This is a genomic window from Paraglaciecola polaris LMG 21857, assembly GCF_000315055.1.
Lineage (GTDB): Bacteria > Pseudomonadota > Gammaproteobacteria > Enterobacterales > Alteromonadaceae > Paraglaciecola > Paraglaciecola polaris.
The window spans coordinates 353,529-365,967 of record NZ_BAER01000017.1; the positions used below are offsets into that span (position 1 = coordinate 353,529).

At 44.4% G+C, this 12,439-nt stretch carries 13 protein-coding genes; 11 read left to right on the forward strand and 2 right to left on the reverse strand.

Annotated elements, in window-relative coordinates; translation table 11 throughout:
• Positions 1–68 precede the first annotated feature (68 nt).
• From hisD to GPLA_RS03580, 11 genes are all read left to right on the forward strand, one after another.
• Positions 69–1,385, forward strand: a complete 1,317-nt coding sequence (gene hisD / locus GPLA_RS03530) for a histidinol dehydrogenase (protein ID WP_007103452.1) — start codon at positions 69–71, stop codon at positions 1,383–1,385.
• On the forward strand, positions 1,378–2,481 hold the full coding sequence (gene hisC / locus GPLA_RS03535) for a histidinol-phosphate transaminase (protein ID WP_007103453.1): 1,104 nt from the start codon (positions 1,378–1,380) through the stop codon (positions 2,479–2,481). The genes hisD and hisC overlap by 8 nt, the downstream gene beginning before the upstream one ends.
• Position 2,482: 1 nt before the next feature.
• Positions 2,483–3,559 (forward strand): bifunctional histidinol-phosphatase/imidazoleglycerol-phosphate dehydratase HisB, encoded by a 1,077-nt coding sequence (hisB, locus tag GPLA_RS03540; RefSeq protein WP_007103454.1) that lies wholly within the window; start codon positions 2,483–2,485, stop codon positions 3,557–3,559.
• Positions 3,559–4,188 carry an imidazole glycerol phosphate synthase subunit HisH gene (hisH, locus tag GPLA_RS03545; protein ID WP_007103455.1) on the forward strand — a complete coding sequence of 210 codons (630 nt, stop codon included), beginning with the start codon at positions 3,559–3,561 and terminating at the stop codon, positions 4,186–4,188. Before hisB ends, hisH begins: the two co-directional genes overlap by 1 nt.
• 9 nt (positions 4,189–4,197) lie before the next feature.
• On the forward strand, positions 4,198–4,932 hold the full coding sequence (hisA, locus tag GPLA_RS03550) for a 1-(5-phosphoribosyl)-5-[(5-phosphoribosylamino)methylideneamino]imidazole-4-carboxamide isomerase (RefSeq protein ID WP_007103456.1): 735 nt from the start codon (positions 4,198–4,200) through the stop codon (positions 4,930–4,932).
• Positions 4,933–5,146: 214 nt separating this feature from the next.
• Complete coding sequence (locus GPLA_RS03555) at positions 5,147–6,145, forward strand: branched-chain amino acid aminotransferase (protein ID WP_007103457.1); 999 nt, start codon at positions 5,147–5,149, stop codon at positions 6,143–6,145.
• A gap of 73 nt (positions 6,146–6,218) precedes the next feature.
• Positions 6,219–6,992: an imidazole glycerol phosphate synthase subunit HisF gene (gene hisF / locus GPLA_RS03560; RefSeq protein WP_007103458.1), complete on the forward strand. Its 774-nt coding sequence runs from the start codon at positions 6,219–6,221 to the stop codon at positions 6,990–6,992.
• An 80-nt stretch (positions 6,993–7,072) separates the two neighbouring features.
• Positions 7,073–7,693 carry a bifunctional phosphoribosyl-AMP cyclohydrolase/phosphoribosyl-ATP diphosphatase HisIE gene (gene hisIE, locus GPLA_RS03565; protein WP_007103459.1) on the forward strand — a complete coding sequence of 207 codons (621 nt, stop codon included), beginning with the start codon at positions 7,073–7,075 and terminating at the stop codon, positions 7,691–7,693.
• A 255-nt stretch (positions 7,694–7,948) separates the two neighbouring features.
• Positions 7,949–8,506 carry a cytochrome b gene (locus GPLA_RS03570; protein WP_007103460.1) on the forward strand — a complete coding sequence of 186 codons (558 nt, stop codon included), beginning with the start codon at positions 7,949–7,951 and terminating at the stop codon, positions 8,504–8,506.
• Positions 8,503–9,072, forward strand: a complete 570-nt coding sequence (locus GPLA_RS03575; RefSeq protein ID WP_007103461.1) for a YceI family protein — start codon at positions 8,503–8,505, stop codon at positions 9,070–9,072. Before GPLA_RS03570 ends, GPLA_RS03575 begins: the two co-directional genes overlap by 4 nt.
• Before the next feature lie 318 nt (positions 9,073–9,390).
• Positions 9,391–9,849 carry an Hsp20 family protein gene (locus GPLA_RS03580; RefSeq protein ID WP_007103462.1) on the forward strand — a complete coding sequence of 153 codons (459 nt, stop codon included), beginning with the start codon at positions 9,391–9,393 and terminating at the stop codon, positions 9,847–9,849.
• Between the two features lie 132 nt (positions 9,850–9,981).
• Here the strand turns inward: GPLA_RS03580 and GPLA_RS03585 are convergent, their stop codons facing one another.
• Both GPLA_RS03585 and GPLA_RS03590 read right to left on the reverse strand, forming a co-directional pair.
• On the reverse strand, positions 9,982–10,761 hold the full coding sequence (locus tag GPLA_RS03585) for an IclR family transcriptional regulator (RefSeq protein ID WP_007103463.1): 780 nt from the start codon (positions 10,759–10,761) through the stop codon (positions 9,982–9,984).
• A gap of 88 nt (positions 10,762–10,849) precedes the next feature.
• A complete protein-coding gene (locus GPLA_RS03590; protein WP_007103464.1) occupies positions 10,850–12,439 on the reverse strand; it encodes a sulfatase family protein in 1,590 nt (529 codons plus the stop codon).

A 12,439-nucleotide genomic window follows, 5' to 3' on the forward strand; every position in this document is an offset into this window, starting at 1 on the left:
ATACCCGGTAAAATTTCTGTGCAACGAGTATGACAAACACCCAATATTGGTCAGTGAGACGAAAGAAAATGCAAACATGGTCGAGCCTAAATCAAGGCCAACAACAGGCATTGTTAAGCCGCCCAGCGATGGCGGATAACGATGCGCTTAGTAACACGGTGGCTGATATTATTCAGCAAGTGGCTAAAAAAGGCGACGAAGCACTGCGTCAATTAACGGCGCGCTTTGACGGTGTTGAACTTGGCGAGCTTGCCCTGGCAACAGGGCAATTGGCCTGTGCGGTCAATGAGATCAGCAATGAGGTAAAGGCGGCGATTGATACCGCATATGCCAACATTCATGCTTTTCACCGCGCGCAAAAGCCTTCAGATGTCAAGGTTGAGACTGCGCCTGGCGTGGTATGTGAATTAAAACATGCGCCATTAGATTCTGTTGGTTTGTATATTCCCGGTGGCAGTGCGCCACTCATCTCTACTGTATTGATGTTGGGGGTGACAGCACAAGTTGCAGGTTGCCCGCGCAAGGTATTGTGTACCCCGCCTAATAAGCAAGGTAACGTGCCCGCTGAAATTCGCTATGCAGCAAGTCTTTGTGACATTGATGAAGTCTATTTAGTGGGCGGTGCGCAAGCTATTGCGGCTCTTGCCCTAGGGACCGATACAATTGTTAAAGTGGACAAAATATTTGGCCCAGGCAATAGTTTTGTAACCGAGGCAAAACAGCAAGTTAGCCGGATACCGGCTGGCCCAGCTATTGATATGCCAGCAGGCCCATCTGAAGTATTAGTAATCGCGGATGGCAAAGCAAATCCAGTATTTGTCGCATCGGACTTACTATCACAAGCGGAGCACGGTGCAGACTCTCAAGCTATTTTAGTCAGTGACAGCCAGGCGCTTATTCAGGCCACTGAACAAGAAGTTGAGCGCCAGTTAATGACACTTAGCCGCCAAGATACGGCGCGTAAAGCTATGTCCCACAGTCGTTATATCCTAACGGAATCATTAGACAGCGCGATAGAAGTAAGCAATCAATACGCCCCTGAACATCTGATTATTCAGGTAGAAGAAGCACGAGCATGTTTGCCGAAATTACGAAACGCTGGCTCTATTTTTGTGGGTCAATGGTCCCCAGAATCAGCTGGCGATTATGCCAGTGGTACTAATCACGTACTTCCAACCTACGGGTATGCGCGTAACTACTCAAGTTTAGGTTTAGCCGACTTTATTCGTCGCTACACAGTGCAAGAGCTAAGTGCCGCTGGATTACAGAATATCGGTAGCGCCATCATGGATTTAGCACAAGCTGAAGGCTTAGATGCTCACAAACAAGCAGTCGCTTTACGTTTAGCCGCGCTTAATAATTTAACAGGAGACGACTGTGAGTAACTTAGTCACCTTGCTTTTAAACGAAAATATCAAGGCGTTGAAGCCTTATGAATCAGCTCGTCGTTTGTTTTCCGGAGCAGGCAATAAGGAACAAATTTGGCTCAATGCTAACGAGTCACCGTTTGCTAATCCTTATGACATTGATGCTGAGCGCTTTAATCGCTACCCAGATTGCCAGCCTCCTGCCGTAATCGAGGCCTATGCCGATTACGCGGGGATTGCGACTGACCAATTACTCGTCAGCCGTGGCGCAGACGAAGGAATTGAACTGCTTATCCGCGCGTTTTGTACCCCAGGTAAAGACAGTGTCTTAATTTGTCCACCGACTTACGGCATGTATGCCATTAGTGCGGAAACCTGTGATGTGGGCGTTGAGCGCGCACCGTTAAAGGCTGATTTCGCATTAGATGTTGATGTGATCAAAACCTTTAAAGGGAAAGTAAACTTAGTGTTCATTTGTTCGCCTAACAACCCAACCGGTACTTCGGTGAACAAAAAACAATTACTCGAGGTTATCGAGCACTTCGCAGATAGCGCTATTGTCGTCATTGATGAGGCCTATATTGAATTTGACGATGACAATACTTGGGCTAATGCGTTAAACAATTACGCAAATATTGCCATTTTGCGTACCTTATCTAAAGCTTTTGCATTAGCGGGTTTGCGCTGTGGTTTTACCCTAGCCCAAGCACCTATTATTCAAGCATTAATGAAGGTTATTGCTCCCTACCCTATTCCAGAGCCTGTTGCACAAATAGCCGCACAAGCGTTGAGCCATGATGGGTTAGTTAACCTAGAGCAGCAAGTTAGCCTAATCAATCAAGAAAAGGCTTTGCTACAACACGCGTTAAAGCAATACCCTGAGATTGAATTGGTCGGCGACGATAAAGCCAATTTCATTCTGTTTCGTTGTGGGAATAAGTCAGGGTTAATGACCCATCTCGTGGCAAACGGCATTCTCATTCGTGACCAATCAAAACAACTCAATTTAGACAACTGCTTACGTATTACCGTGGGTAATCCACAACAGAATAAACAGTTGCTGAGCAAAATCAGTCATTTTTTCACTAATCAATCATCTACGCAGGAGGCCTAACGTGAGCCTAAGTCAGCAAGCTATTTTATTCATCGACCGCGACGGTACTCTTGTGGAAGAGCCTCCTATCGATAAGCAACTCGATACCCTAGCAAAACTGGTTTTTGAACCTATGGTCATGCCAGTACTGATTCAACTGCAAAATGCAGGGTTTCGTCTAGTCATGGTGTCGAACCAAGACGGTTTAGGCACAGATAGCTTTCCACAAGCAGATTTCGATTTGCCCCACGATAAGATGATGGATATTTTTGCCAGTCAAGGCATCGTCTTTGACGACGTATTGATTTGCCCACACTTTGCAGCAGATAACTGTAGTTGCCGTAAACCAAATCTAGGGTTGGTCAAAGACTATTTACAGCAAGGTAGGGTCGATTTTACCCGCTCTTTTGTAATAGGCGATCGTGACACGGATATTCAACTTGCTACAAACATGGGCATTACGGGTATTCGTTACGACCGTCAAAGTAAAGATTGGCCGGCTATCGCCAAGCAATTACTTGCTTCAAGCCGCATCGCCGAAGTCGTGCGCAAAACGTCTGAAACCAATATCCATGTCAAAGTAAACTTAGATTCGACCGCTAAATCAACTATCGAAACGGGTATCGGATTTTTTGATCATATGCTTGATCAAATCGCTACGCACGGTGGGTTTGAGCTTAATTTACGAGTCGATGGCGATTTACACATTGACGATCACCACAGTGTTGAAGACACAGCCCTTGCCTTAGGCGATGCGCTAAAAAAAGCGTTAGGCGACAAACGTGGTATCGGACGTTTTGGTTTTGCACTTCCCATGGACGAGTGCCGCGCAGAGTGTATTTTGGATATATCGAACCGTCCTCACCTAAAATTCGAAGCTGAATTTAGCCGTGACACAGTAGGTGAAATGGCCACCGAAATGGTGCCACACTTTTTCTACTCTATCGCCCAAGCAATGGGCTTGTCGTTGCACCTGTCGACCTCTGAGGGAAATGCTCATCACCAAGTTGAAAGCCTATTTAAGGTATTTGGCCGTGCATTACGCCAAGCTATTCAGAAAAACGGTGAAGCCCTGCCCAGCAGTAAAGGAACTCTCTAGTGAGCACATCAGCACCTTTAGTCAGTAGCAAACAAAATATCGTTATTGTGAACACCGGCTGTGCCAATATTTCATCGGTAAAATTTGCCGTTGAGCGCTTGGGGGTAAAAGTCGATGTGTCTGACGATATTCACGTTATTCAAAAAGCGGACAAAGTATTTTTGCCCGGTGTTGGCAGTGCCAATGCAGCCATGGCAAGTATCGAGCTAAAACAACTTCAATCCTGTATTCAAGGGCTGACTCAGCCGGTGCTGGGTATTTGTCTTGGCATGCAGTTAATGGTCGAGCGTTCTGAAGAAAGCTTGACTGATAGCACCAAGTGTTTGGGTGTTATTCCTGGTGAAGTAAAGCGCATGCTAGTAGGTGATTTACGTTTGCCTCATATGGGCTGGAATACGGTGAACGCCGTCGAACAAAATACCTTATTTAAAGGTATCGATGCTGGTAGCTACTTTTATTTTGTCCACAGTTTTGCCGTTGCCGTGGGTAAGTATACCCTCGCACAAACGGATTACGGGATGCCCTTTTCAGCCGCCCTACACAAAGACAATTTCTTTGGCGTTCAGTTTCACCCAGAGCGTTCTAGTGACGCTGGTGCTGCGCTTCTAAAAAACTTTATCGAGTTATAAACCAATATTATGATTATACCTGCAATAGATTTGATTGAAGGCTCAGTGGTTCGACTTTATCAAGGCGATTATGAGCAAAAAACCCAATACGAGCTCAACCCAATTGACGTGGTGCACAGTTATGCTGATCAGGGGGCTAAGTGGTTGCACATAGTCGATTTAACGGGCGCAAAAGATACCAGTAAACGTCAGCTCAAGTTAATTGGTGACATGGTCGCCACTGGACGTATGCAGTTTCAAGCTGGCGGTGGTATCCGTAACGAGCAAGATGTAGCCCAATTACTTGGGTTAGGCGTAAAGCGTGTGGTGATTGGCTCATTGGCCGTTAAAGAGCCTGAACTGGTCAAGGGCTGGGTAACCAAGTACGGCAGCGAGGCAATCGTACTGGCACTTGATATCAATATTGATGAGCATGGCAATAAATTTATTGCGACCCACGGCTGGCAAGAAAATTCAGGAGTATCCTTAGAGGATCTATTAAATGATTTTCTTTCCATTGGCGCCAAGCATGTATTATGCACGGATATCAGCCGTGACGGTACACTACAAGGTGCAAACCACCAGCTATACAGAGAAATGGCCGCGAAATTTCCGACCATCGAATGGCAAGCATCAGGTGGTATCGGCAACTTAGATGATATTGCGGTGTTAAAACCAACTCATGTGAGCGGCGTCATACTAGGCCGAGCATTACTTGAGGGTAAATTCACTGTAGAACAAGCTATCGAATGTTGGCAAAGTTAGTTAATAAGCAATAACTATGTAGTGCGGATGCTGACGTAATGAAAAGGCGACAAATCCCTTAACAATTGATTGGGTTTAAGTGATTGCACTGCACCCCCGCTTATTAAATAATTGGCTTACTGAATAATCAGGCGATATGAACAGCAATCGGATATATGGTCGGTGCATTCGTTATTAATTTGCACACCATGATCCCACGACTTAGGAAATAATGATGGCAGTATTTGGTACAGTTTTCATGCCTGAAATGGCACTGACCACGTTTGAAAACAATCAGTGGAGCGCAGCACAAACCGTCTCTGCAAATAGTATAAGTTTGCATCCCGGTGCACACGTTTTACATTACTCAAGTACCTGCTTTGAAGGTTTAAAAGCATTCAAACACGAAGACGGCAGTGTGCACGTTTTTCGCATGGACCAAAACATTAAACGTTTCGCCCAAAGTGCTCGTTTACTGTCACTGCCAGAAATTGATGAAACCCAAGTGGCAAAAATGATCATGGATATTGTTGCCCAGTATGCTCAAGACGTGCCATTGCCACCTGGCTCTATGTATATTCGCCCTACACATGTGGGTACCGAAGCATCTATAGGTAAAGCTGCTGCACCTTCATTAACGTCTATGCTGTACGTGCTTTTATCACCTGTCGGCGACTATTTCACTGGTGGCGCCAAAGCACTGCGCTTGTTGCTCGACGAAACGGGTATGCGCTGTGCTCCGCACATGGGCATGATCAAAAGTGGTGGCAACTACGCCAGTGCACTCGGTCCGATTTCTAAAGCACGAGTTGATGTGCAAGCAGACCAAATCTTGTTTTGCCCAAATGGCGATGTACAGGAAACAGGCGCAGCTAACTTCTTACTGATTGACGGCAATGAAATCATTACCAAAGGCCTCGATTCATCCTTCTTACATGGGGTGACGCGCAATACGATATTAACGCTAGCCACAGACTTAGGTATGACCGTCAGTGAGCGTAATATCACAGTCACCGAATTACTTGAGCGCGCAGCGAAGCCTGGTGTTGAAGCGGCCTTGTCAGGTACTGCAGCCGTGCTAACTCCCGTGGGTACGTTTATCCATGAAGGTAAAGAACATGCTGTTGGCAACGGTGAAGCAGGCCCAACAACGGCTAAATTGCGCCAAGCTCTAAATGATATTCAATGGGGTAAAGCACCAGACGTGCACGGTTGGTTAAAGCGCGTAAAATAAGCTATCACAAGGCACTTACTCTATGAATAAGTGCCATCATGGATAAAAATTTTAATGATGAAAAAGGTTTTCTATGCTCGCTAGGCGCATTATTCCCTGTTTAGATGTTCGTGACGGTCTTGTGGTTAAAGGTGTTAAATTTCGTAACCACGAAATCATCGGCGAAATCGTTCCTCTGGCTGAGCTATACGCGCAACAAGGCGCTGATGAATTGGTCTTTTATGATATTACCGCTTCTAGCGACCAGCGCGTGGTCGATAAAAGCTGGGTAACCCGTATCGCCCAAGTAATTGATATTCCTTTTTGTGTAGCAGGCGGTATTAAGTCTGTTGAAGACGCTGGGCGCATTTTAGAGATGGGCGCTGATAAAATATCTATCAACTCCCCAGCACTTGCCAATCCTGCACTTATTCGTGAATTACACGACACATTTGGTCAACAATGCGTGGTGGTAGGTATCGACAGTTTTTTCAACGAAGAGACTGGTCAGTATCAGGTTCATCAGTACACAGGAGATGAAAGCCGTACTCAGATTACACGTTGGCAAACTGCTGATTGGGTAAAAGAAGTGCAGCACCATGGTGCCGGCGAAATTGTTTTGAATTGCATGAATCAGGACGGTGTGCGTCAAGGTTACGATATCACCCAGCTTTCTGCGATCCGTGAAAATTGCGCAGTCCCGTTAATCGCTTCAGGTGGTGCTGGCGAAAAAGTGCATTTTAAAGAGGTGTTTGAACAAGCTGATGTTGATGGTGCACTTGCCGCTTCTGTTTTCCATAAAGGCATTATTCCTATTCCTGACTTAAAAGCCTATCTGCGAGAGCAACAAGTCGCAATCCGAGACTAGTCAATATGCGATATTGGCGACGCATTGCACTTAGCTTGGCTAACACTTAAATATTTACATGATACGAATACGAGACAAACATGATAATCAATAAACAAAACGTCGAGCAGTTGGCTTGGCAGAAAATGGATAACTTACTGCCGTGTATAGTGCAAGATGCGGCAACGGGTAAAGTGCTCATGCAGGGCTACATGAATATCGAGGCGATTGAACATACACTTGAATCGCGTCACGTCACCTTTTTCAGTCGCTCTAAGCAACGTCTATGGACCAAAGGTGAGACATCAGGCCATACCCTTGATTTAGTTGAGCTCAGTGCTGACTGCGATAAAGACGCTATTTTGGCACTAGCCCATCCAAACGGCCCCACCTGCCACATGGGCACAGAAACCTGTTGGGCGGATGCTAAAACTCCCGCTATAAGCTTTATTGCTGAACTAGAGCAGGTCATTGCTTCGCGTAAAGGTGCTTCGCCTGAGTCAAGTTACACCGCCCACTTGTATAGCCAAGGTATCAAACGTATCGCTCAGAAAGTCGGTGAGGAAGGGGTTGAAACTGCGCTAGCGGCGACCGTAAAAGATTTAGAGGAACTTAAAAATGAATCTGCCGATTTACTATATCACCTACTAGTATTGCTGCAGGCCAGTGAGTTATCACTTAGTGATGTCATTGAAGTGCTTAGGGCTCGTCATACAAAGTAACACCGACACTTCCAAAGCGTCACCCCAAACTGAGGTGCTTAACAGTATCCGCTGCGCATACTGTTAAGTACCTAACGTAACCCCACATACCAACATACTATTGCCAATTCTTAGGGCTTTTTGCAAAGGGAATTACTCACCACGCTGACTGTATTAATCATTCGACTTTATCAGTTAAACGTTTTGTAACTTCGCCATATTAATTAAATAATGCGAAGGATATAGTAAGGGTATTCGATTGTAGGCGTCACATTTATGCTCAAAAACAGCACCTTGTCTTATGGCTGGTTAAGTATTGTCTTTCACTGGGTAAGTGCCATCATTGTGATTGGCATGTTTGCCCTAGGTTGGTGGATGGTCGACTTGAACTACTATAGTCCTTGGTATACCGATGCACCGCACTATCACAAGAGCGTCGGCTTGCTGCTTGTTGCCTTAATGCTTGTGCGCCTAACATGGAATTTGTCTCAAAAGAGGCCCACCCCGTTAGGTACAAAGTGGGAAATAAAAGCGGCTAAATTGGCCCATTTACTCCTGTACTTACTGGTATTTTCTTTATTTATCAGCGGTTATTTAATTTCTACCGCAGATGAGCGAGGCATAACGATATTTAACTGGTTTACGCTAGGCTCTTTAGGACGTTTCTTTGCAGAACAAGAAGATATTGCCGGAATGGTCCATGAGTACGTGGCATACGTACTCATGGGATTGGCCAGTTTGCATGGCTTAGCGGCCCTAAAACATCATTTTATTAATAACGACAACACTCTGGTAAGGATGCTTACCATCAAACAACAAAAGGAACAGCAATGAGAAAGTCACTTTTAGCCTTCGGATTACTGGCGTTGCTATCGAGCAATGCATTTGCAGCAAATTACGTCGTCGATACATCGGGAGCTCACGCCTCTATTAATTTTAAAATCCAACACTTAGGCTATTCCTGGATAACAGGTCGCTTTAATACCTTTGACGGTAAATTTAGTTACGATCCAGCTAAACCTGAAGCCGCTACCATTAACGTAAATATCGACACCCAGAGTGTTGATTCAAATCATGCAGAAAGAGACAAACATTTACGCAGTGAAGACTTTTTATATGTCAAAAAATATCCAAACGCTAAGTTTGTCAGCACTAAAGTAGAGAGTTTAGGTGGCGAGCGTTTAAAAATATTCGGTGATTTTTCCCTGCACGGCATCACCAAGCCAATCATCATCATGGCTGAAAAAATTGGCGAAGGTAAAGATCCCTGGGGTGGCTACCGCGCAGGCTTTTCAGGAACCACCCGAATTGCGATGGCTGATTACGGCATAATGACCAATTTAGGCCCAGCGTCTACCCATGTAGAACTCATGTTGAACCTTGAAGGTGTACAGCAATAACCCAATTTAATGTATGTTTACTGTTAAAGCCCACATCAAGTGGGCTTTTTTATTGTTATTTTGATAAAAAATTAATTGTTATAATTCAATACTTTAAAAATTTTCGTTAATTATTTTCCACTTTCTAATTGAAAAATAGAATTGTGATCCCTACATAGTATTGGTCGACGCCGAAAGGGTCGATACAAATTCAACGGATAAGAATTTGGCAGGTAACTGCAAAGCCCTAAGGGTCACGCGAGGAACGCGTACTTAACTAACGTCGCCGCTAGTCGGGACACTTTAATCTCATATTGCTTTATAAAGAGGATATGCAAAATGCGTAATATCGATCTATCTCCACTATACCGATCATTCATTGGTTTTGACCACTTGGCATCCATGATTGACTCTGCTTCTCGTAACGAAAAACAATCTAGCTACCCTCCCTACAACATTGAGTTGATAGCCGAAGATAAGTATCGCATCACTATGGCGGTTGCGGGTTTCGCAGAACATGAAGTCTCTATTGAGGTGCAAGAAAACACCCTAAAAGTCACCGGCAATAAAACCGGTTCAGACGAAGAGCGTAAATTCCTTCACAAGGGGATTTCCGAGCGTAATTTTGAGCGTAAATTCCAGTTAGGCGATCACGTTAATGTGCTCGAAGCCAAAATGGAAAATGGACTACTTCACGTCAATTTAGAACGAGTCGTGCCAGAAGCGAAAAAACCTCGCACTATACAGATCAGTAAGGGTACTGAGAAATTAATAGAGGATGCTCACAAGCCCTCATAATTACTCCCTTTTGAATGTGTGTTCCCTGTGAATCAAAACGGCGCCTAGTGAGCGCCGTTTTTTTATGCCTGAAATTTGACTGAAATCATGTTCAACTATCTGTCTCGCCTGATGCCATCTATAGAAATTGTGCTATTTGCTTACTTTTCGGTTTTTAAGCTCGACTTCTTGCGCTTTGCCTTTGAGCAATGTGACGTACCTTTGCGTGTCCTGCTCATCAATTTTGCCCGATAAGGCGATGCCACCGTAAGGCGGATGACCTACATTTACCGCGATAGTGACTGAACCGTTTGATATGTGCGTTTGATACTTGGTATGTACTAGGGCGTACCCTTGTTCACGGATTTCCTTTAATTTGGCCAATAACTTATCAAGATCATTGTCAAAAAATGGTATTTCCTTATTTAAATAAATAGAACAAATTTCTTCGTTATCTAATGCCGATAACAAAGATAGGCCAACCCCAGACGCCGTCGCGGGATAATATCCGATTCGACCCAATGCTTCATGTGCTTTCATACCCGGTAATGCATGAAAAAGATATGTCACTTTGTCTTTCCACAGCACGCCATAGGCAACGACTAAATCAAACTCTAACAAACTTTCTAGGGTACCTATTGCATCAGTAATTGCTTGCGACGCAAACAGTGACTGAGCTGCTAATACATGCATAGAAGATCCGGTCGTATACTTGCGATCTGATGTCTGTCGAGCCATTCCCAAATACGCTAATGTTCTTAGTAATCTACTCACGCGATTCGGGTCTAGCTCTAAATATCGAGCCAATTCACGCACACCACAGGGCTTTTCATTCACTGATAAAGCTTGAAGAACACTGATGCCGTCAATCAAACTTTGATTTAACTGTGTGCCGTGTGAATCTCGTCTTCTACTGCTGTTTTCGTCTTTCATGTGCTAAATTTTGCCCCCTAACGCGAAGCGATTGATCATAAAGTAGCTTCTCATAACTTACTAGGACAAAACCGCTGCATTTACACTTCTATTCGGCTAACCCTAGCTCTTTTTTCCACCACGCTAAATACGCCTCGTTTGACGTTGAACTAGAAAGCCCTCTGGACTGCATTTCTTTCTCGAACCGTATTTTCTCTGATTTATCGAGACGCTCCGCAATACGAGGATCTTCTATATATTGACCTTGGTCAGAGGTAGTTTGCTGCCAATTCATCAACTCTTGATGCATTTTCGCTACCACAGACTTAAAGTTTGCGTCGTACGCGAGGTTAACGGTTTCTTCAGGATCATTAACAACGTCATATAGCTCTTGTGCCGGTCGAGTATCATTGAACCATTTGTCTTGCAACGGGCTAAGCTGATGATTTACGTGCATCACTTCCATAAGAGTTAAGGTCGGATACTGTAACTTCTTATATGTTGAAAAATTGGTGTATGGTAAATTAGGATAATAATTGAATATGTATTTGTATTGTTTGCTGCGTATCGCACGTATTCTATCATCCGTAGCGCCTAACCTGTCTCGCTGGGCAAAGACGTATTGGCGGGATTTTCCTTTGGCGGCAAGCATATTTCTACCCTCAATATATTGAGGGATAGGTATACCAGCTAACGCAAGCGTCGTAGGTAGCACATCAATCAAACTCACCAACCGGTCATCTTCGCCTACAGGAACGTTAGGTAAACCAACGACAACCATTGGCACTTTAGTACCTGAGTCATATAACCACTGCTTGGCTCTCAACATAGCGCGTCCATGATCACCGAAGATAAAGATAACTGTATTATCTAACGCATCTTGCGCTTTTAGCTCTTCAATTAAGTGACCAATCCGATAATCGAGCTGCTGTACTGTTTCTAAATACTGTGACCATACTTCACGAGTAACAGGATGATCTGGGTAATAAGATGGAATAGTTACTAAGCTGCGATCCACAGGATTGTCATCGTCTTTTACAAACTGCCGATGAGCTTCTGAGTAATTTATCTCAGCAAAAAAAGGCTTATCACTATGGTGTTTTTTGTATTCTAGCCAGGCAGGTTTGGTTAACAAACTCATATTAGGATCGCCGTGGTGGTAACTACCACTGACAATTTCTTCTTCACCATCAGTTGCGTCAAACGCTGCTACCCGAGGTGAAAAGTTAAAATCAGTTTTCTGTTTAGGACCCATTAGCAGCGTAAAATACCCTGCATCACGCATAAACTCGGTTGCCATTCTCACATGACTAGGCAACTGGAAATTATCATCAGTGTGACTTCGATGATGATGTGCCCCGATCGACGTCTGGTACATTCCAGTAAAAAATGCAGAACGCGATGGTGAACACACCGGCGACGTTGAAAATGTATTCGTAAAAACAGTGCCACTGGCAGCTAACGCATCTAGGTTTGGTGTTTTAATGGCTACATTACCGTTAAAGGCTAAGTCTGGTGAGACATCCTCCATAACCACCCAGATGACATTTGGTTTACCGTTACCTTTTTGAGTTACACCTGCTTCGGGTGACGTTTGACTTTGTGCTGAGGTCAAAAGTGAAAAGCTCAGCGCAAGAGCGTATCCAACAACGCGGAATTGACGTTTTTGCGTACGTTTCGGTGAAGAAAAATTTGTCAT